The sequence below is a fragment of the Enterobacter sp. EC_50 genome (genome assembly GCF_019584525.1).
Classification (GTDB): domain Bacteria; phylum Pseudomonadota; class Gammaproteobacteria; order Enterobacterales; family Enterobacteriaceae; genus Enterobacter; species Enterobacter roggenkampii.
In genome coordinates this window covers 1-20,917 of sequence record NZ_VDAF01000009.1, presented here as the reverse complement: position 1 = coordinate 20,917, position 20,917 = coordinate 1, and the positions used below count along the sequence as shown (strand labels likewise).

Genomic DNA, 20,917 nt, shown 5'->3' with positions numbered 1-20,917 from the left:
AACGTATTGTTTAAACAGCAGGAGCGGAACCGTGCAATACACAACATTAGGAAAAACGGACCTTAAGGTTTCCCGACTTTGTCTGGGATGCATGACCTTTGGCGAGCCCGATCGGGGGAACCACGCCTGGACGCTGCCGGAAGAGAGCAGCCGTCCGATCATCAAACGCGCCATCGAGGGCGGCATTAACTTCTTTGACACCGCCAACAGCTACTCCGACGGCAGCAGCGAGGAGATTGTCGGCCGCGCCCTGCGCGATTTTGCCCGTCGGGATGACATCGTCGTTGCCACCAAGGTGTACTACCCGGTGGGCGACCTGCCGCAGGGCCTTTCTCGCGCGCAGATCCTGCGTTCCATTGACGACAGCCTCAGGCGCCTGAACATGGATTACGTCGACCTGCTGCAAATTCACCGCTGGGATTACAACACGCCGATCGAGGAGACGCTTGAGGCGCTCAACGACGTCGTCAAAGCCGGTAAAGCACGCTACATCGGCGCATCGTCGATGCACGCGTCGCAGTTCGCTCAGGCGCTGGATCTGCAGGCGCAGCACGGCTGGGCGCGCTTTGTCACCATGCAGGATCACTACAATCTGATCTATCGTGAAGAAGAGCGTGAGATGTTGCCGCTGTGCCATCAGGAGGGCGTGGCGGTCATCCCGTGGAGCCCGCTCGCGCGCGGTCGCCTGACCCGTCCGTGGGGCGAAACTACGGCCCGTCTGGTCTCGGATGAAGTGGGAAAAAATCTTTATGAAGGAACAGAGGCCAGCGATGCACTGATTGCCGAACGCCTGGCCGGCATTGCCGACGATACCGGCGCAACCCGCGCCCAGGTAGCGCTGGCATGGCTGCTGGGTAAACGCGGCGTCGCGGCTCCCATTATCGGCACGTCCCGGGAAGAGCAGTTGGACGAACTGTTAAACGCGGTGGATATCACGCTGACGCCCGAACAGGTTGCCGAGCTGGAGACGCCGTATCAGCAGCATCCGGTGGTGGGGTTTAAATAAGCCCCATCTTTTGTAGGCCGGGTAAGGCGGAGCCGCCACCCGGCAATACAGAGCGTACAAACTCACGCGAAGTGATCGTACCCTTTCCAGTCCAGCGTAACCGGCGCACCGTCTTTCACAAACTTCAGCCCTTCACTCTCCGGCATGATCTGCCCGATACAGGTGAATTTCGCGCCAAGATGCGCTAACGCCACGTCGAGCGTTCCACGGTTCAGCTCCGGAACGGTAAAGCACAGTTCATAATCTTCACCACCGGACAGCGCCCAGCGCAGCGCCTGCTCAGGTTCAACATGACGAAGCAGTTCCTCTGACAGCGGGAACAGATCCAGGTCAACGCGCGCGCCGACACCGCTGGCCTTCAGAATATGGCCAAGATCTGAGATCAGCCCGTCAGAGAGATCGATAGCCGAGCTTGCGCGCTCGCGCAGCGCCTGACCGTGCAGAATACGCGGCGTCGGGCGCAGATGGCGTTTCACCAGATACGCCGCATCGTCAGCGTTCTTCACGGTTAAGCGATCCTGAAGAATCGCCAGGCCCGCGGCGCTGTCGCCCGGTGTACCGGTCACGTAGATCCAGTCACCGGGTTTTGCACCCGAACGCTTCAGCGCGCGACCAAGCGGTACATAGCCGTGGATCGCCAGCGTCATCGACAGCGGCCCGGCAGTGGTATCACCGCCAATCAGCTGCATATCGTAGTAGTTAAGCTGCTCAAACAGCGCATCGCTGAATGCTTCAAGCCAGGCTTCGTCTACCTCAGGCAGCGTCAGCGCCAGGGTTAACCACGCGGGATCGGCCCCCATCGCCGCCAGATCGCTGACGTTAACCGCCAGCGCCTTATACGCCAGATCGGCAGGATCGATATCCGGTAAAAAATGACGTCCGCACACTAAGGTGTCGGTGCTGATTGCCAGCGTCTGTTTTTCGGGAATATTGAGAAGTGCACAGTCATCGCCGATGCCGGTTTCAACATCAAGACGAGAGGTTCTGACACGGTCGAAATAACGGGCAATCAGGGAAAATTCGCCGCATGCCATACGTTATGCCTCAGCAAATAAAAGAAAAAACCGGAGCCGCACTGCCCGTCAGGCAATGCAGAACTCCGGTTTGCGGATCACTTTTTGTGGGGACGGATCGCAGGTGCTGCTTTATCAAGTACGCCGTTTACAAACTTGTGGCTGTCTTCAGCGCCGAAGGTTTTCGCCAGTTCGATCGCTTCGTTGATGGCCACTTTGTACGGCACATCATCACGTTTAGACAGCTCAAACAGCGCAATGCGCAACACTGCTTTTTCTACCTGACCCAGCTCTTCGAGCAGACGGGACAGGTAAGGTTTCATCAGACCATCGAGATACGCGCTATTAGTCGCCACTCCCGACAGCAGTTCACGGAAGTACAGAACGTCAACGTCTTTCACGTCCTGTTCTGACAGGAACTGGTATTCAACATCAGCGATGTCGTTCTGGGACAACTGCCAGGAGTAAAGTGCCTGGACGGCACATTCACGGGCGCGGCGACGAGCAGCAGGTTTCACGGAATTCCCCTTACAAAAAATCAGGCCTTGATGGCTTTCAATACATTGATCATTTCAAGCGCGGTCAGTGCAGCTTCTGCACCTTTGTTACCGGCTTTGGTGCCAGCACGCTCGATGGCTTGTTCAATACTTTCGGTGGTCAGCACGCCGAACGCGACAGGAATTTCAGCATCCTGCGCAACGTGTGCCAGACCGTTGCTTGCACCGCCCGCAACGTATTCGAAGTGCGCAGTGCCGCCACGAATAACGGTACCCAGCGCAATCACCGCGTCATATTTACCGGTTTTCGCCAGCGCGCCCGCCGCCAGTGGCAGTTCGTAAGCGCCTGGAACCCAAACAACGGTAATGTTGTCATCTTTAACCTGGCCGATACGTTTCAGGGCGTCAACCGCACCTTCCAGCAGGCTATCGTTGATGAAGTTGTTGAAACGCGCAATGGTGATGGCGACGCGAGCGTCCGGGGTAGCTACAGCAGCTTCAATAATGTTCATACTCTTCCTTTACGGGTTCATTTGGCCCCGCAGGGGGGCGGATTTTATCATAATACTTTGCGCACTGCTTCCCTATTTCGGGAGCAATTACGCTGTCGTTAAGTGGAGGCAGACATCCGGACCCACCGGACGAATCTCGCTAAATTTGAGTTGTGGTGCATCGGCCAGTTTTTCAAGGCCGGGCAGCACAAACAGGCCGCGCGCGTCACTGCCCAACAGTTTAGGCGCAACGTAAACAAGCAGCTCATCCACCAGCCCCGCCTGAAGCAGCGCGCCGGCAAGCGTCGGGCCCGCTTCCACCCAGATGCTGTTCACCTGCTGCTTGCCGAGCAGCATCATCAGCACCACCAGATCCAGATGCCCGTTATGTTCCGGCACCGTAATGCTGCGTACGCCTTCCGGCCATGCGCGCGTATCTTCTTTGGTGCGCGCAATCCAGGTTTCCCCTGGCTGCTGGACGATGCGGTGCTCCGGCGTCACGCGGTTCTGGCTATCAATGACAATACGCAGCGGCTGACGCAGGTTCTCCTGCGGATACAGAGCCTGGGTATCGGCATTCAGCTCGTCCCAGCGCACGGTCATGGCCGGATCGTCAGCCAGAACGGTTTCACTGCTGGTGAGAATAGCATGGCTTTGCGCACGCAGACGTTGCACATCGCGCCTTGCCTGCGGCGACGTGATCCACTGGCTCTCGCCGTTTGCCATCGCCGTACGACCGTCCAGCGAGGCACCCAGCTTAAGCTGGATATACGGGAACCCGGTACGCATGCGCTTCAGGAAACCTTTGTTGAGCGCTTCCGCGTCCTGCATCATCAGGCCATGGCTGACGTCAATGCCTTCCTGCTGCAGACGATACAGACCTCGTCCCGCCACCTGCGGATTCGGGTCCTGCATCGATGCAACCACGCGCGACACCCCCGCGGCAATCAGCGCGTCGCAGCACGGTGGCGTACGCCCGTGATGGCTGCAGGGCTCCAGCGTAACGTAGGCCGTCGCACCGCGCGCCTTCTCGCCGGCCATGCGCAGAGCATGAACCTCAGCATGCGGCTCGCCTGCACGATAGTGAAAGCCCTCCCCCACGATCTCGCCATCTTTCACGATAACGCACCCGACGTTCGGGTTGGGATGGGTCGTAAAACGACCGCGCTGCGCCTGCTTCATGGCTCGCGCCATGTACATCTCATCGTGCATGAGCTTAATCCTGTAAGCGGGCGATCTCTTCGCCAAACTCTTTGATATCTTCGAAGCTGCGGTAGACCGAGGCGAAGCGGATATAGGCGACCTTATCGAGCTTTTTCAGCTGCTCCATCACCAGGTTGCCAATCATCTTGCTGGGCACTTCACGCTCACCCAAACCACGAAGGTAAGATTTTATGTGGTTTAACGCCATCTCCACGTCGTCCGCGCTGACGGGACGCTTTTCAAGGGCCTTCAGCATTCCGCTGCGCAGTTTCTCTTCGTTAAACGGCTCACGCACGTCGTTACTTTTAACCACGCGCGGCATGACCAGCTCTGCCACCTCAAAGGTCGTGAAACGCTCGTTACACACCAGACACTGCCGACGACGGCGCACTGAAGACCCTTCGCCCACAAGGCGAGAGTCGATGACTTTGGTATCCACAGCGGAGCAGAATGGGCAATGCATACGGTATCCCTGTTATCTGGTTAACTGATTTTCATTTTACCCTGAACTGGCCTGACAACAAAGGAAGAGCTTTTTGAGAAAAAGGATCTATGTCTGACACAATGATGCTGGCTACCATTAGGACGATCCGTTATTTCAAGGAAATAAACGCAATGACAAGACGTTACCTGAAAATATTGCTGGTGGGGAGCCTCTTCACCCTTAGCGCCTGTGCACAGCAAACCGAAGTCCGTCAGATGAAACAGAGCGTCAATACGCTCAATACGGCGATGGACAAGCTAAACAAAGAAACGGTGAAGATCACCCAGCAAAACGCGCTGAACGCGAAATCTACCAGCGGGGTATACCTGCTGCCGGGGGCGAATACGCCTGCCCTGCTGAACAGCCAGATTGGCACGCTAAAAATGTCTCTGGTGAATGTGGCGGCGAATGCCGATGGTACTCGCGCAACATTACGCATCAAGGGAGAGTCCAACGATCCGCTTCCGGCCTTCAGCGGCACCGTCGAGTGGGGCCAGATCCAGGGCACCACGGAGAACTACCAGGAGGTGAACGTGAAGAATCAGCTCTTCACCGCCCCGGCCAGTGTTTTAGCACCCAGTGATGTGGATATTCCGCTTCAGTTAAGCGGCCTTACGCCGGAACAGTTAGGCTTTATCCGCATTCACGACATTCAACCCGCCGCGCAGTAATCCTCTTTTTTTAGCGGAGTGAAATGTCACTCCGCTAACATTTACATTTCGTATGGATTGGCAACATAAATGATTGCCGCTACAATCCCGGCCGTTTAAAGTACGCAAACGTGAACGCAATCGATTACGCGTATGAGAGATATGTGAAACAACACATATTTTTGTGAGCAGGGATTCCTATAATAGGCACCGCAGAAACACGAAATATTTAGAAACGCAATTCGCGCATTTTTCACTCCCGGAAGGGAATTTCAATCAGTGGCATGATTATGAAAAAAACATTACTCGCAGCTGGCGCCGTGCTGGCACTGTCCTCTTCTTTCACTGTTAACGCAGCGGAAAACGACAAACCACAATACCTCTCCGACTGGTGGCACCAGAGCGTTAACGTGGTCGGCAGCTACCACACGCGTTTCGGACCTCAGATTCGTAACGATACCTACCTGGAATATGAAGCGTTCGCCAAGAAAGACTGGTTTGATTTCTACGGCTACGTCGATCTGCCAGTATTCTTTGGTGGTAACACCGATGCGAAAGGTATCTGGAACAACGGCTCTCCGCTGTTTATGGAAATCGAACCACGCTTCTCTATCGATAAGCTGACCGGCACCGACCTAAGCTTCGGGCCGTTCAAAGAGTGGTACTTCGCGAATAACTACATTTACGACATGGGCCGCAACGATTCTCAGGAACAAAGCACCTGGTACATGGGTCTGGGTACGGACATCGACACCGGTCTGCCAATGAGCCTGTCTCTGAACGTGTACGCTAAGTATCAGTGGCAGAACTACGGTGCCGCGAACGAAAACGAGTGGGATGGCTACCGTTTCAAAGTGAAATACTTTGTGCCAATTACCCAGCTGTGGGGCGGTAACCTGAGCTATATCGGCTTCACCAACTTTGACTGGGGCTCAGACCTGGGTGACAACGATTTCCGTGACCTGAACGGTAAGAAAGCGCGTACCAATAACTCCATCGCCTCCAGCCACATTCTGGCGCTGAACTACGATCACTGGCACTACTCTGTTGTGGCACGTTACTGGCACAACGGTGGTCAGTGGAACGACGACGCCAGCCTGAACTTCGGCAACGGCGACTTCAGCGTCCGATCTACCGGTTGGGGTGGTTACCTGGTTGTAGGTTACAACTTCTAATCAGTGCGGGTTTCGCCCGGTGGCGCTACGCTTACCGGGCCTAAGACCCAAATGTAGGCCGGGTAAGGCGTAGCCGCCACCCGGCTTTTTACTGCCTCACCTTGCGCAAAAAATCCGCCAAAGACCTGTCCGCACTTTCGCTAAACCGCCTTTCCGTAGCCACAATATTGAGGCATCTGTCGAGCCGGAAACAGCGATAGTCATCGCGCCGTTCACACCACGCCGCCAGCAGCCAGCGCTCTCCCCAGAAGAACAGCCCCAGCGGCTGAACCTCACGTTTAGACAGCTGTCCTGCTTCATCACGGTAATGCAGCGCCAGCACCTGCTGGGCGGAAATTGCCTGATGGATCCTGTCAAAATCGCTGCGGGAGTGGCTTTGCATGCAAAAATCCGGGGCGTAGATCCGCGTCTGCTCCGCCTTTCGACGGCTCTCCTCAGGCAGAATCGCCAGCACCTTTTCCTGAGCCGACTCCAGCTCGCGCGACAGCGATTCCCCTCCCCAGGTTTTGAGCAGGCGAATCGCGACGATCAGCGCCTCGGACTCCTTATTTGTCAGCATCAGCGGCGGCAGGTCAAAGCCCGACATGAGCCGATATCCGCTCCCCGCCTCACCTTCCACCGGCACGCCGGAAAGCGACAGGTCGCGGATATCGCGGTAGACCGTGCGCTCGGACACGCCAAGCCGGTCCGCCAGATGCGCTGCCGTTGTCAGACGCCTGCCCCGCAGGATCTGCACAATCTGAAACAAACGGTCAGCGCGTCGGGTCATTTCTTAGTTCGCTCTCACGCAGGTTGATGGAGGCCGACGCGGTTACCCTCGCTGTCGGTAAACAAGGCGATAGTGCCAATGCCATGCGGCAGTTCCAGCGGGCCAAACACGCACTCGCCGCCCGCAGAGGCGATGCGATCGAGCGTTGCCGCCAGATTGTCCGTATGCAGGTAAATAATAGCGCCCTGCAAAGCCGGTGTAACGCCGTCAAATTTTGCCAGTGCGCCTCCGGTGGCGGGATCCTCATGCGGGAAAACCGCCAGCTCCGCACAGTCCATTTTCTCGCGACGCAGCGCAAGCTGCATCACCGGCTCATAAAATTTGATGGCGCGATCCATATCCGAGACCGGAATTTCAAACCAGTTAATGACGCTTTTCATACATCCTCCTGCCTGTTGTTTGGGTTCAGAAGGAGTCTACGACAGGGCTCCTGACAGCATACTGTCAGGAGTGTTTGTCAGGAGAAGATAAAAAAAATCCCGGTCAACCGACCGGGATTTTGATACGCAGTAAACGTCGCCTTACGGCAGAATGGACGGCTGATCCGCCCCTTCTTTTTCGACTTTCTGCTGGAGCAGGTGCTCGCGCTTCATGCCGAGTTTCAGTGCCAGGGCGGAGGCAACGTAGATAGACGACGCCGTACCGATGGTGACACCAATCAACATGGTCAGCGAGAAGCCTTCCAGAACCGGACCACCGAACAGGAACAGCATCAGGATCACCATCAGGGTGGTACCGGAGGTGATCAAGGTACGGTGCAGCGTCTGGGTCAACGACACGTTAAAGATTTCGTACGGCGTACCGCGACGGATCTTACGGAAGTTTTCACGGATACGGTCAGATACCACGATACTGTCGTTCAGTGAGTAACCGATGACGGACATCAGGGATGCCACAATCGTCAGGTCAATCTCAATGTGGAACAGCGACAGTATGCCCATGGTGATCACCACGTCGTGCGCCAGAGCGATAACCACACCGGCCGCCAGTCGCCACTCAAAGCGGAAACCGACGTACACCAGGATGGAGATCAGCGCCACCAGCAGCGCCATCGCACCGGTCTGCGCCAGGTCAGCACCCACGCTTGGGCCGACGAACTCAATACGCTTAACCGCCGCGTTCTGGCTGGTTGTTTCGTTAATCACGCTAACAACCTTACTGCCCAGCTCCTGGCTGCCGTTGGCATCGTGCACCGGCGGCATACGCACCATGATGTCGCGGCTGCTGCCGAAGTTCTGCAGCAGCGGCTCTTCAAAGCCCGCTTTCTGCAGCGATTCGCGCATCTGGTCCATATCAACCGGTTTTTCCAGGGAGATTTCAATTACCGTACCACCGGTAAAATCGAGACCCCAGTTAAAGCCTTTCACGCCCATAATGACGATGGACAGAATCAGCAGGAAACCTGAAATGCCGAAGGCCCAGTAGTCCCAGCGCATAAAGTCCCAGACTTTACGGCCGTGGTTCAATTGTTCAACAGTATATTCCTGTGCCACAACGCACTCCTCAGATAGACAGCTTTTTGACGCGCTTGCCGCCGTACAGCAGGTTCACGATGGCACGGGTGCCGACAATAGCGGTAAACATTGACGTTGCGACACCGATACCGGTTGTAATCGCAAAGCCTTTGATCGCGCCAGTACCCACTGCATACAGGATAAGAACCTTAATCAGTGTTGTTACGTTCGCATCGAAGATAGAGCTGAACGCGCCTTTATAACCTTCATCAATCGCCTGCTGAACAGAGCGACCGTTGCTCAACTCTTCTTTGATACGTTCGTTAATCAGTACGTTGGCGTCGACCGCCACCGCAAGGGTCAGAACGATACCCGCAATCCCCGGCATGGTCAGCGTCGCTCCCGGCAGCAGGGACATGATGCCGATAATCAGCACCAGGTTCGCGATCAGCGCGGAGGTCGCAATCAGACCAAACTTCTTATAGAAGAAGATCATGAAGAGGATAGAGACCACCAGACCGGCCAGACACGCTTCCAGGCCCTGCTGGATGTTTTGCATACCCAGAGTTGGACCAATGGTACGTTCTTCAACAATCTGAATTGGCGCTATCAGCGCACCGGCACGCAGCAGCAGGGAGAGCTGACGCGCTTCGTTCGGGTTGTTAATACCGGTAATACGGAAGCTGTTACCCAGACGAGACTGGATATTGGCGATGTTAATCACCTCTTCCTCTTTCACCAGCACAGCACGGCCGTTTGCATCTTTCTTACCGCTGTCTTTGTACTCCACGAACAGGGTCGCCATCGGTTTACCGATGTTGTCCTTGGTGAAGTTAGACATGATGTTACCACCCGCGCTATCCAGCGAGATGTTAACCTGCGGCTGGTTGTATTCATCCTGGCTCGACGTGGAGTCGGTGATGTGGTCACCGGTCAGAATCACGCGTTTGTACAGCACAACCGGCTGACCTTCGCGGGTCTGTTTCACTTCGGAGTCACCCGGAATACGGCCAGAAGCGGCAGCAGACTGGTCAACGTTGGTATTCACCAGACGGAATTCCAGCGTTGCGGTCGCACCGAGAATCTCTTTCGCACGCGCGGTGTCCTGGATACCCGGCAGTTCAACCACGATACGGTCAGCCCCCTGACGCTGTACCAGCGGCTCGGCCACGCCCAGTTGGTTTACACGGTTACGCAGAATGTTGATGTTCTGCTGAACGGCATATTCACGCGCTTCTTTCAGGCGCGCATCGGTCATCACCGCGCGCAGCTGGTTGCTGCCCTGCGAGGAGATCACCAGGTCACGGTGACGTTGGGTCAGGTAATCTACAGCCTGATCGCGCGCCGCGCTGTCGCGGAACGTGATGCTCATGCCGTAGTTATCTTCTTTACGCACGGTGGTGTAAGCGATGCCTTTATCACGCAGATCGCTGCGCAGGCTGTCGATATTCTGTTCCTGCAGCTTGCCGAGCGCGGTATCCATATCCACTTCCATCAGGAAGTGAACGCCACCACGCAGGTCAAGACCGAGTTTCATTGGCTCTGCATTCATCGCAGCCAGCCAACGCGGGGTTGCAGGGGCAAGGTTAAGCGCCACGACGTATTTATCACCCAGCACGCCCATCAGCGCTTCACGTGCGCGGAGCTGCGTGTCGGTGGTGTCGAAGCGAGCAAGAATTGCGCCCTCTTCCAGTGCCACAGACTTAGCGGTAATTTTTTCTTCTTGTAACGTTTTCTGGACCTGGATCAGCGTTTGCTCACTGGCGGCGACACCGCGCGCGCCAGTGATTTGAACAGCCGGATCCTCACCATACAGGTTGGGAAGCGCGTACAGCAGGCCGACGAGAATCACGACGACCAGCATGATGTACTTCCACAAAGGATAACGGTTTAACACGGCAGTTCCCTTTGGGAAAAGTTGGGATTACAGCGCCTTCATGGTGCCTTTCGGCAGAACGGCAGCTACGAAGTCACGTTTGATGACCACTTCAGTGGTGTCGTTCAGGGCGATTGCAATGTAGCCACTTTCAGCCACTTTGGTTACGCGACCGACCAGACCACCGTTGGTCAGCACTTCATCGCCTTTCGCGATGGAGTCCATCAGCTTTTTGTGCTCTTTGGTGCGCTTCTGCTGTGGGCGCAGGATCATGAAATAGAAGATCAGACCGAACACAACCAGCATCAGAATCAGAGACATTGGGCTGCCCTGCGCTGGAGCGCCTGTTGCTGCTACCGCATCAGAAATAAAAAAGCTCATTCAAATTCCCTCATTATTAAAATTAATCAACGTTCAACGGTGGAACATCCCGCCCCTGACGTTGGTAGAAATCGGTCACGAAGCTCTCTAATTTACCCTCTTCGATAGCCTTACGTAAACCAGCCATTAAGCGCTGATAATAACGAAGATTATGAATGGTATTGAGACGCGCGCCCAAAATCTCGTTGCAACGATCGAGATGATGCAGGTACGCGCGAGAATAATTGCGACAGGTATAGCAATCGCACTCGGAATCGAGCGGGCTGGTGTCACTCTTATGCTTCGCGTTACGGATTTTCACCACGCCATCGGTAACGAACAGATGGCCGTTACGCGCGTTGCGGGTTGGCATGACGCAGTCGAACATATCAATGCCGCGGCGTACGCCTTCAACCAGATCTTCCGGTTTGCCCACGCCCATCAGGTATCGTGGTTTATCCGCCGGGATTTGCGGGCAGACGTGCTCCAGAATGCGGTGCATGTCTTCCTTCGGCTCACCCACAGCCAAACCGCCGACAGCGTAGCCATCAAAACCTATCTCTACCAGACCTTTAACAGAGATATCGCGTAAATCTTCGTAAACGCTGCCCTGGATAATGCCGAACAGCGCATTTTTGTTCTGCAGGGAGTCAAAACGGTCACGGCTACGCTTCGCCCAGCGCAGAGACATCTCCATGGAACGCTTGGCGTAGTCCCAGTCGGCCGGATACGGCGTGCATTCGTCGAAGATCATCACGATGTCAGAGCCGAGATCGTACTGAATCTCCATTGATTTTTCGGGATCGAGGAAAATCGGATCGCCGTTGATCGGGTTACGGAAGTGAACGCCCTGCTCGGTGATCTTGCGGATATCGCCCAGGCTGAAGACCTGGAAACCGCCGGAGTCGGTCAGGATAGGGCCTTTCCACTGCATGAAGTCGTGCAGGTCGCCGTGGAGCTTCATGATCTCCTGACCCGGACGCAGCCACAGGTGGAAGGTATTGCCGAGGATAATCTGCGCGCCAGTGGCTTCAACTTCTTCCGGCGTCATCCCTTTTACGGTGCCGTACGTGCCCACAGGCATAAACGCGGGGGTTTCCACCACGCCGCGATCAAACACCAGGCGACCGCGGCGCGCGCGACCGTCGGTGGTATCGAGTTCAAATTTCATTTTTTCTCCGACGTCAGAAAAACAGTCCAACGTTGTAAAACGGTGCCGCGGACTTATTCCCCGACACGCTCATTCAAAGCCTGCGGATTGTACGTGATAAACATCGCGTCCCCGTAGCTAAAAAAGCGATATTTTTGTTCTACCGCAGACTTGTAGGCATTCATCGTATGCTGATACCCCGCGAACGCGGAGACCAGCATAATCAGCGTCGACTCAGGCAGATGGAAGTTGGTCACCAGCGCGTCAATCACTTTGTACTGGTAACCCGGGTAGATAAAGATCTGCGTATCGCCAAAGAACGGCTCAATCAACTCGCTTTTCGCGGCCTGCGCGGCGCTCTCCAGCGAGCGCACAGACGTCGTACCGACCGCCACGACGCGGCTGCCGCGCGCTTTCGCCGCCAGCACCGCGTCCACGACATCCTGCGGCACTTCAGCATACTCAGAGTGCATGATGTGGTCTTCAATGCTGTCCACGCGCACCGGCTGGAAGGTTCCCGCCCCGACGTGCAGCGTTACAAACGCCATCTCAATGCCTTTCGCGCGCAGTTTTTCCAGCAGCGGTTCATCAAAGTGCAGGCCTGCCGTCGGGGCCGCGACCGCGCCAGGCTTCTGGCTGTAGACGGTCTGGTACAGCTCGCGGTCAGCCTCTTCGTCAGGACGCTCAATGTACGGCGGCAGCGGCATGTGGCCGATGGCGTTCAGAATATCGAGCACCGTGCGCTCGTCGTTGAACTCCACCTCGAACAGCGCGTCGTGGCGCGCGGTCATGGTCGCCTTGATGCTCTCGTCATCGCCCAGCAGCAGCTCCGCGCCCGGCTTTGGCGCTTTGGATGCGCGAATATGTGCCAGAATACGTTTATCATCGAGCATACGTTCGACCAGCACTTCAATCTTGCCGCCGCTGGCCTTACGGCCGAACAGGCGCGCCGGGATCACGCGGGTATTGTTAAAGACCAGCAGATCGCCAGGGTTGAGCTTGTCGAGCAAATCGGTGAAAGTACCGTGCGTCAGCTCGCCCGTTGGCCCATCCAGTGACAGTAAGCGACAGCTGCTGCGCTCAGGCATGGGATAGTGAGCAATCAGGGATTCAGGTAGTTCAAAGGAGAAATCGGCGACGCGCATGACGTATACTCGTGACTTAAAAACAGGCGGCATAGTCTAGTGCTCACACCCTTTTGCTGCAACAACTAGCCGCCCCCGGACAAATAAAACGCATGAATTTTCTCGCTCACCTGCATCTCGCGCACCTCGCTGACAGCTCCCTCTCGGGCAATTTGCTGGCCGATTTCGTACGCGGCAACCCCGCGGAAGCGTACGCCCCTGAGGTTGTCGACGGGATTTTTATGCACCGCCGCATCGACGTGCTAACGGATAAGCTGCCGGAAGTGACGGAAGCCAAAGCGTGGTTTCGGCCGGAAACGCGCCGCGTCGCACCGATCACGCTTGATGTGATGTGGGACCATTTCCTGTCGCGCCACTGGGCACAGCTCTCGCCGGAGCTTCCCCTGCCGGAATTTGTGCGTTATGCCCATCAGCAGGTGTCGATCATTCTGCCCGACTCGCCGCCGCGCTTTGTAAATCTGAATAACTACCTGTGGTCAGAGCGCTGGCTGGAGCGCTATCGCGAGATGGATTTCATTCAGAACGTGTTGAATGGGATGGCGAGCCGTCGCCCGCGCCTGGATGCGCTGCGGGATTCCTGGTATGACCTGGATGAACATTACGATGCGCTGGAGACCCGCTTCTGGCAGTTTTACCCGCGCATGATGGCGCAGGCGAAAAACAAACAGCTCTGACAGAATTCGTATTGATAGGTAAAAGCTGGCGGAACGATTGTCACCACCTCTTTGTCTTATCCATGAACACTCTCTATACTGGCTCGCGTTGCGTTCCAAATAACCTTAGTATCTACAGGAGAATCATATGGTTCTGGTAACTCGTCCGGCTCCGGATTTTACAGCTGCAGCAGTTCTGGGCAACGGTGAAATCGTTGAAAACTTCAACTTCAAACAGCACACCAACGGTAAAGCGACCGTTCTGTTCTTCTGGCCAATGGACTTCACTTTCGTTTGCCCGTCTGAGCTGATCGCGTTCGACAAACGTTATGAAGAATTCCAGAAGCGTGGCGTAGAAGTGGTTGGCGTCTCCTTCGACTCTGAGTTTGTACACAACGCATGGCGTAACACCCCTGTCGACAAAGGCGGCATCGGTGCGGTGAAATACGCAATGGTTGCGGACATCAAACGCGAAATCCAGCAGGCTTACGGTATCGAACATCCGGACGCTGGCGTTGCGCTGCGCGGTTCCTTCCTGATCGACGCGAACGGCATCGTTCGTCACCAGGTTGTGAACGATCTGCCGCTGGGTCGTAACATCGACGAAATGCTGCGCATGGTTGACGCGCTGCAGTTCCACGAAGAGCACGGCGAAGTGTGCCCGGCTCAGTGGGAAAAAGGTAAAGAAGGTATGGCTGCTTCCCCAGACGGCGTAGCTAAATACCTGTCTGAGAACGTATCCAGCCTGTAATCGGCACGGTTTACGAGAAAGGCCCGCTTATGCGGGCCTTTTTTTATGCCTTGCGCTGCGTTTCCCGCCAGATGCGCCAGGCCATGCCCGCCAGCAGGAGCACGCCCGCGATCAGCACGCCCCACACCAGCAGGGCGTTCATCCAGCTCGCCCGCTCGCCTGCAGAGGTGGCGTTTAGCCGCCCCTCACCGCCCAACGCGACATCATCCAGAATATCGGCCTGCGGCAGGTTCGCCATATCATAGGTCTTGCGCAGATCGGCTGGGATCAGCATGTCAGGTTCCACCTGTGCAGGCTTTGCGGCGCCGTTGCCCCAGGCGAGCACGTACGGCGCTTTACCCTGCGCGTTGAACACCAGGTCATAGCGGTCGCGATGCCCCGTGACGCTCGGCAGGTATTCTGGCAGACGCGCATTCAGCGTCGTGATTTTCACTGCCTGCACCAGGTCCCCGTTTAGCGAAACCGGTCCGGATGTTTTCCCCTCCAGGCGGTAAATCACCTCTTTTTTCAGGGGATGCCATGTGTCTTTTTCCGTACGCCGCCAGGCGATCTCCACGGGAAGGACGCCATCGCCGTTCAGCGAGATGCTGACAGCGCTCAGCGGCTGCGGACGCGTCCAGCGCCACTGCGCTTCGGTTGTCGATAGCTGCTCCCCTTCCCCCTCAAGATTGATCTCTTCCGGGGCCGCCTGCGCAGGTGCGCTGATTGCGCTTACGCCGGTCAACGTTACCCCCTGGCTCTGCGTATTCAGCACCACCATGAGATAGCGATTCGCCTCGGGAGATAAAACCGTGTCGATATCGATCCGATCGAGCTTAAGGCGATCCTGGCCGCTGGCGACGTCCAGCAGCGGCATATCTTCGCGAAGGGTATACCAGCGCTTAAGATCCTCGCTGTAATAGACCGACGCCGTTCCCTGCCACGGCGTCTGCGGGGTATTCCAGAGCAGCTGCAGCTGGGATATGGCCAGCTCACCCGTCGTCTGCTCCGGCAAGCTCAGCAGGTAATGTTGCCCGGCTGCGGCGGCTTTTTGCCCCTCCAGCACAATCTCAACGCCGTTTCGGGAACGGAGCAGGATCTTATCGCTGTCACCGGCGTCTGAGGCAGCCGCGAGCGGCGAGGCATCCAGCGGAAAGAGGCGCAGCGCCGTGGATTGCGCTGTGGCCTGCGGGCGCGTCGCGGCGATCAGGCTAAAGGGAACCGGCTCACCCGACTGGTTAAAGACGCGAACATCATGCAGATCCGCGGATGTGCTCTGCTCATAGACGGCAAGCGGCAGCATCACTCGATACCACCGGGAAGGAACGGACGTGTCGAGTGAACGACCAAAGGCGTAGTCCCGTGGCGATTCCGTTGGTACTTCGTTACAGAACGCCGGCCCGGAAAGCGCCAGCAGCGCGGTACTCGCTACCGCTTTCATCCATTTCATTTTTCATCTCCTGTTTTTGGCGGTAGCGGTGAGAAATAGCCCACGATCAGCACCAGTATCGCCACGCCGATAAACGCCACCGCGCGCGCCAGACCGCCTCCGCCCGCGCTGTCCACCAGCATCAGCTTAACCATCACCACACCCAGCAGCGCGGCCCCGCAGAGCCACTCCTGCCGGGAAGCCCGACGGGTGGCATGGATCATGACCACCAGCGCACTCAGCATCCAGAACAGGGCAAAGCTGGTCTGGATAAGCCGCGAATCCCACAGCGATGCCATATTCCAGGCCACGTCGCCGTACCAGGCCAGGGCGCGCATCAGCGCACCGTTCAGCCACCAGAAGCCAAACGCCATGAGCGCGACGGTCGGCCACGGACGCGCTTGCGCAAGCAATGCCGGGTAGTAGCGGTCCACCGCCCGATAAAAGACCACCAGCCCCAGCAACGCGAACGCTGCGCCTTCCTCAAGCGGGTTTACCAGCGGGAGCCAGGTCTGGCGATAGACCACGCCGTCCTGGAAATTGGTCACCACCAGCAATACCAGCAGCGCCACGACGGCAGGGATCGGAGCCAGACACGCATAGAGCGCAGGCCATTCCCGGAACGGCCACGCGCGACGCCGTACCGCAGCAGAGAGCGCCATAATCACCCCGCCGCCTGCGGCCATCGCTAATCCGCTGCCCCAGGCCGCCATGCCCCACGGCAGAGACCGGGCAAACCAGTAAAGCTCGGCGGCCAGCGCCAGTAAAATTATCCAGCACAGCGACAGGTGTAGCCCCATCGCGATACGCGGCAGAACCCTTTCACCATCGCGCCGCAACAGCATCAGCGCGGCAGGAAGCGCAACGCACCAGGCCAGGTTTGACCAGCCGGCGGCAACGATCTGCTGATGCCAGATCTGATACCCCACCATCAGCAGCATAACCGGCCACAGCAGCCATTTGCTGGCGTCCAGCTCTCGCCACGCCAGTTGAGCGGCCACCTGCCGCCAGCCCCAGGCCGACGCCGCCGTCAGCGCCAGCACGCCCGCCAGAACCGGTAATTCTTTCGTGAGTACAAGCTGCGACGCACCCAGCTGCGCTACCAGCCAGAACAGCAGCCCGCCTGCCAGCAGCGCCCAGCTGACCGGCAGAAAAAGAGTCCGCCACAGCCAGGCCGCAGCCAGCCAGCAAAGGCTGAGGATGGCGAAGATAAGGAGCAGGCTCAGCGACGTAACGCCGTCCGTTTGCGCCCACAGCGCGCTGCCGAGGGCCAGCACCAGCAGCGCCGTCCCGCTATAGCTCATGCGCCGCTGGTGCTGCTGCACGCCCAGCCAGAGAATACCCAGTCCCTCCAGCGCCCAGGCCATTGCCGTCCAGCGCGCCGACAGCGCCAGCGGAATGGCGAGCGTGGCGAACCCGCCGCCGATCGCCAGCGCTGCCATGACCAGCGGCCGTCCGAGGGAGGGATAGCGCCGCAGCGCGAGGTACGCGAGGGTGAGATAAAATGCGCCGTATCCCAGCGCGCTCAGCGCCGGGCCATATTCCCAGTGTCGGGTCATGCCATACTGCATCCCGAAGCCGATCAGCGGCGGGGCAAACAGCAGCACGCCGTCAACGATCTGCTTCCCTTTTTCCTGCGCCCGCAGCGACAGCGCCACACTCAGCACGCCGAAGATCAGCGTATTGGCAATCAGGAACAGCTGGCAGATCCAATAGTCTTCAGGCTGGTAATCACTCAGCCCCCACAGGCCGCCCACGCCGAACGTGAACAGCAGCCCGAGCAGGTTCAGCTCGCGCCAGTGCTGCCAGATGCTGATAGCAAGAATGCCGATAGACAACAGGAGATAGAAAGAGAACAGCGCGACAAAGCTGCCGCCCCCGGTAGACAACAGCAGTGGCGCAAGATACCCGCCGAGGCTCGCCAGCATGGCCAGGCTCAGGGCCTTCTGCAGCACCGCCAGCCCGACGCTCGCCGCGCAGATCACCACCAGCAGCGCAAAAGCCAGCGTCATCGGCAGCATTTGCCAGAGCCGGAAGGCGCCAAACACCGTCAGGTAGAGCACGCCGGTCGCCCCGCCCTGGAGGATCAGCGCATAGACCCGCTGCCTGTGCCGCAGCCGCCACCCAATCGCCAGCAGAACAACGGCAAACAGCGCCGCTGCCACGAGGCGCAGCTCAAGCGGGAACAGGGAATGTTCGACGGTATAGCGCAGCAGGAAAGAGAGGCCGAGGAAGAGCAGCAGAATGCCCAGCTTCGCCAGCGGATTGCCCTGCATGAACCAGCGCGCCAGCGACGTCAGGATGCCGCCAAAGGCTGAAGGCTGTTTTGCCGCAGGGGTCGGGGCCTGGGAAGAAGCGGGTTCTGCCACCGCTGCGGGAATATCGGGTCGCCAGGGGTCGACAGGCGCGGGAGCGTCCTCCACCACTGGCGCGGTAATTGCCTCCGGCGCGGCGGTCTGCACCGGTTCCGACGCGTTCTCAGGCACGCCGCGCTGCTCAAGCGCCTCTATGCGATGGCGTAGCCGGGCGATCTCCTGCTGCGCCGCCGTACTGCGATTAAACCCGATAACCGCAAGCACGGGCGCAACCAGCAGCGCAAAAACCAGGAATAAACAGCCAAGGATGTAAAGCTCGTCCATGTTTCCACCTTCACCGTAAACGATCCGTTAAGATTGACACAAATCGTTGCATTTGCGCCATCTTAAAAGGTGGAAACAATAGCGTATTAGCTGCCGAACCAGATCGTCGCGGATATTGCAGGCAGCGCCAGCACGCCGTCCTGTATTGTCGCCTTGCCCTCTTTACTCTTCCACGCAGCGACATTCAGCAGCGGTGAATCATCCAACACCACTTCGCAGGCCTCGCCCCGGTTAATCGCCACCAGCACGCGCTGCTGGTTATAAACGCGGGCAAAGACCACGACGTTATCATGAGCGTATACCGCCTGGCAGCCGCCGTAGCGCAGGGCAAGACTCTGCTTACGCAGCTTCGCCAGCCGCTGATACAGGCTGAACAGCACTTTGTCCTGTTTCTCTGGTGCCCACGGGAAGGTTTTGCGGCAGAACGGATCGTTGTTGCCGTCCAGCCCCACCTCGTCTCCGTAGTAGATGCACGGCACGCCCGGCCAGGTGAAGAGCCAGGTGACCGCCAGCGGCAGACGCGCGACATCCTTGCCCAGCAGGGATTTAAAACGCGCGGTATCGTGGCTATCGAGCTGGTTAAACATCCGCAGCTGCTGCTGATGCGACAGCCCGGCGCGGTAGTTCTCCATCCACGCCATGCAGGTTTCCGCGTCGATATGATTTGGATCGTAGGAGATATCGGTGTTGGCGAGGAATCCCCACAGCGGGAAGGTAAAGCCGCGATAGTTCATCGCCGCATCTTCCGCATCATTCTGCAGCCACTGGCGCGCGTCACCAAAGTGCTCGCCAAAAACGAACGCTTCCGGCTGTGCGGCTTTTGCCGAGCGCGTTATGCCGGCGACGTGCTGAAGATTGTTCCGCGCCCCGCCCGCTTCGCCGAGCATATGCACCACGTCCAGACGCCAGCCGTCCATATTCCACGGCGCCTTCAGCCAATGTCGGACGATGCTGTCTTCGCCGCCGTAGATTTCATTAACGAGCGTTGGCGACTGGAAATCCAGCTTCGGCAGGCTCGGGTAGCCCAGCCAGTCCAGCGCGCGGCCCTCCTCGTTAAAGCTGTACCAGTCGCGCTGCGGCGAATCCGGGTTATGACATGCCCCGCCCATCGACTGGTTATGCCGATCAAACCACGCATGCGAATCGCCGCTGTGGTTGAACACGCCGTCCAGGATCAGGCGCATCCCCTCTTTTTGAGTATTCTTACGCAAGCGCAGCAGCGCCTCGTCGCCGCCAAACTGCTCATCAACGTGGCGATAATCTTCGGTATCGTATTTGTGTACGCTCGGGGCTTTAAACACCGGGTTGAGGTACAGCGCCGTCACGCCCAGTTTTTTCAGGTACGGCAGCTTTTCGCTGATACCGTCGAGATCGCCGCCGTAGAAGGTCGAGCCGCCCGCCTGCGCGGTTAACGGCTCATCCCACGCTTTCAGGATAATGTCGTGGCCCGCGGCATGGTGGTAATAGATCTTATCCTGGTCGGCAGTGCGCTTTTCGCTGCGCGCAAAACGGTCCGGGAAAATCTGGTAAAAGACCTGATCGTTAACCCACTGCGGGCCGTTATCCGGATAATCGACCGCAAACTGCTCCAGCCGTGCAGGCGGGAAACGGCTAAACCCCTGCGGGGTAAACCACAGCTGACGGTTGTTCCACAAAAGCTTAAAGCTGTAGCGGCGGCGCGGCTGTCCGCTGTTCAGGTCGATATTCGCCCGCCAGGCGGTGATCCCCGGCTGCGGCTGGCTGCGCAGCTTGTGCATTTTCAACCCGGTCTCTTCGTTATCGATTTCGGCGCGGAGCGTCACGCGATCGGGCTGGTTTTCCCCCGCCAGCCAGAGCGTAATCACAAGGTTGTCTTTGTTTTGCTTAACAAATGGGGCAACCGGAAGGTGCCAGGCGTTTAACATCACGAATCCCCTCTGATGAAATTGACGTCACCTTGCCACAGGGTGGTTAAGGATAGCTCACCATGATGGGATTTATTGGGGGAGGAGGACGGGGGAGGAGTTTTTTTGGGGGTAAAAGGGAGTGTAGGCCGGGTAAGCGCAGGGTATGAACCGGAAACATGGGTAACACTTTAGACCGGATACATGGGTAACAGTTATAACTGGCATAGAAGAGGAGACTCGCTATGCCCTGGACTGAGACCCGACCTATGCAACGCCTTGATTTTATCCGTGCCTGCCATGCAGGTAC

At 57.5% G+C, this 20,917-nt stretch carries 20 protein-coding genes; 5 read left to right on the top strand and 15 right to left on the bottom strand.

Features of this window, described 5'->3' with window-relative positions:
* The first annotated feature begins 31 nt into the window (after window positions 1-31).
* Window positions 32-1,006, top strand: a complete 975-nt coding sequence (locus tag FHC48_RS09220) for an aldo/keto reductase (RefSeq protein WP_023343484.1) — start codon at window positions 32-34, stop codon at window positions 1,004-1,006.
* 62 nt (window positions 1,007-1,068) lie between these two features.
* Here the strand turns inward: FHC48_RS09220 and thiL are convergent, their stop codons facing one another.
* From thiL to nrdR, 5 genes are all read right to left on the bottom strand, one after another.
* Entirely contained in the window at window positions 1,069-2,040 is a 972-nt protein-coding gene (thiL, locus tag FHC48_RS09215; RefSeq protein WP_021241664.1) for a thiamine-phosphate kinase, read from the bottom strand.
* 77 nt (window positions 2,041-2,117) lie between these two features.
* On the bottom strand, window positions 2,118-2,537 hold the full coding sequence (gene nusB / locus FHC48_RS09210) for a transcription antitermination factor NusB (RefSeq protein ID WP_006809908.1): 420 nt from the start codon (window positions 2,535-2,537) through the stop codon (window positions 2,118-2,120).
* Window positions 2,538-2,557: 20 nt separating this feature from the next.
* Window positions 2,558-3,028, bottom strand: a complete 471-nt coding sequence (gene ribE / locus FHC48_RS09205; protein ID WP_003859098.1) for a 6,7-dimethyl-8-ribityllumazine synthase — start codon at window positions 3,026-3,028, stop codon at window positions 2,558-2,560.
* An 87-nt stretch (window positions 3,029-3,115) separates the two neighbouring features.
* Complete coding sequence (gene ribD / locus FHC48_RS09200) at window positions 3,116-4,219, bottom strand: bifunctional diaminohydroxyphosphoribosylaminopyrimidine deaminase/5-amino-6-(5-phosphoribosylamino)uracil reductase RibD (protein WP_059363267.1); 1,104 nt, start codon at window positions 4,217-4,219, stop codon at window positions 3,116-3,118.
* A gap of 4 nt (window positions 4,220-4,223) precedes the next feature.
* Complete coding sequence (nrdR, locus tag FHC48_RS09195) at window positions 4,224-4,673, bottom strand: transcriptional regulator NrdR (protein ID WP_008503337.1); 450 nt, start codon at window positions 4,671-4,673, stop codon at window positions 4,224-4,226.
* Between the two features lie 152 nt (window positions 4,674-4,825).
* Here nrdR and FHC48_RS09190 point away from each other — a divergent pair, with 152 nt between their 5' ends.
* Entirely contained in the window at window positions 4,826-5,365 is a 540-nt protein-coding gene (locus tag FHC48_RS09190; RefSeq protein ID WP_008503338.1) for a DUF3251 domain-containing protein, read from the top strand.
* A gap of 269 nt (window positions 5,366-5,634) precedes the next feature.
* Complete coding sequence (locus FHC48_RS09185; protein WP_031275068.1) at window positions 5,635-6,519, top strand: nucleoside-specific channel-forming protein Tsx; 885 nt, start codon at window positions 5,635-5,637, stop codon at window positions 6,517-6,519.
* An 88-nt stretch (window positions 6,520-6,607) separates the two neighbouring features.
* On the opposite strand, the gene FHC48_RS09180 is transcribed toward FHC48_RS09185, so the two are convergent.
* From FHC48_RS09180 to queA, 7 genes are all read right to left on the bottom strand, one after another.
* Window positions 6,608-7,288 (bottom strand): YafY family protein, encoded by a 681-nt coding sequence (locus FHC48_RS09180; RefSeq protein ID WP_008503340.1) that lies wholly within the window; start codon window positions 7,286-7,288, stop codon window positions 6,608-6,610.
* A 14-nt stretch (window positions 7,289-7,302) separates the two neighbouring features.
* Complete coding sequence (locus FHC48_RS09175; protein WP_055321816.1) at window positions 7,303-7,668, bottom strand: VOC family protein; 366 nt, start codon at window positions 7,666-7,668, stop codon at window positions 7,303-7,305.
* A gap of 141 nt (window positions 7,669-7,809) precedes the next feature.
* The gene (secF, locus tag FHC48_RS09170; RefSeq protein ID WP_008503342.1) at window positions 7,810-8,781 is read right to left on the bottom strand and encodes a protein translocase subunit SecF; all 972 of its coding nucleotides are present in this window, start codon (window positions 8,779-8,781) and stop codon (window positions 7,810-7,812) included.
* 10 nt (window positions 8,782-8,791) lie between these two features.
* Window positions 8,792-10,639, bottom strand: a complete 1,848-nt coding sequence (secD, locus tag FHC48_RS09165) for a protein translocase subunit SecD (protein WP_021241665.1) — start codon at window positions 10,637-10,639, stop codon at window positions 8,792-8,794.
* Window positions 10,640-10,666: 27 nt separating this feature from the next.
* A complete protein-coding gene (gene yajC, locus FHC48_RS09160; protein ID WP_000007630.1) occupies window positions 10,667-10,999 on the bottom strand; it encodes a preprotein translocase subunit YajC in 333 nt (110 codons plus the stop codon).
* Window positions 11,000-11,021: 22 nt separating this feature from the next.
* Window positions 11,022-12,149, bottom strand: a complete 1,128-nt coding sequence (gene tgt, locus FHC48_RS09155; RefSeq protein WP_003859110.1) for a tRNA guanosine(34) transglycosylase Tgt — start codon at window positions 12,147-12,149, stop codon at window positions 11,022-11,024.
* 53 nt (window positions 12,150-12,202) lie between these two features.
* Window positions 12,203-13,273 (bottom strand): tRNA preQ1(34) S-adenosylmethionine ribosyltransferase-isomerase QueA, encoded by a 1,071-nt coding sequence (queA, locus tag FHC48_RS09150; protein ID WP_008503345.1) that lies wholly within the window; start codon window positions 13,271-13,273, stop codon window positions 12,203-12,205.
* Between the two features lie 92 nt (window positions 13,274-13,365).
* Between queA and acpH the strand changes: the two genes are divergently transcribed.
* Together acpH and FHC48_RS09140 are read left to right on the top strand one after the other, a co-directional pair.
* Window positions 13,366-13,947, top strand: a complete 582-nt coding sequence (gene acpH, locus FHC48_RS09145) for an ACP phosphodiesterase (RefSeq protein ID WP_021241667.1) — start codon at window positions 13,366-13,368, stop codon at window positions 13,945-13,947.
* 127 nt (window positions 13,948-14,074) lie between these two features.
* Window positions 14,075-14,677 carry a peroxiredoxin gene (locus FHC48_RS09140; RefSeq protein WP_008503347.1) on the top strand — a complete coding sequence of 201 codons (603 nt, stop codon included), beginning with the start codon at window positions 14,075-14,077 and terminating at the stop codon, window positions 14,675-14,677.
* A gap of 43 nt (window positions 14,678-14,720) precedes the next feature.
* Here FHC48_RS09140 and FHC48_RS09135 read toward each other — a convergent pair whose 3' ends face one another.
* The 3 genes from FHC48_RS09135 to malZ all read right to left on the bottom strand — a co-directional run bounded on the left by FHC48_RS09135 (window position 14,721) and on the right by malZ (window position 20,628).
* Window positions 14,721-16,106, bottom strand: a complete 1,386-nt coding sequence (locus tag FHC48_RS09135) for a DUF3999 domain-containing protein (RefSeq protein WP_059363266.1) — start codon at window positions 16,104-16,106, stop codon at window positions 14,721-14,723.
* Window positions 16,103-18,724: a DUF2339 domain-containing protein gene (locus FHC48_RS09130; RefSeq protein ID WP_059363265.1), complete on the bottom strand. Its 2,622-nt coding sequence runs from the start codon at window positions 18,722-18,724 to the stop codon at window positions 16,103-16,105. The genes FHC48_RS09135 and FHC48_RS09130 overlap by 4 nt, the downstream gene beginning before the upstream one ends.
* A gap of 86 nt (window positions 18,725-18,810) precedes the next feature.
* Window positions 18,811-20,628, bottom strand: coding sequence for a maltodextrin glucosidase (gene malZ, locus FHC48_RS09125; RefSeq protein ID WP_094944474.1), 1,818 nt, complete (start codon window positions 20,626-20,628; stop codon window positions 18,811-18,813).
* Between the last annotated feature and the right edge of the window lie 289 nt (window positions 20,629-20,917).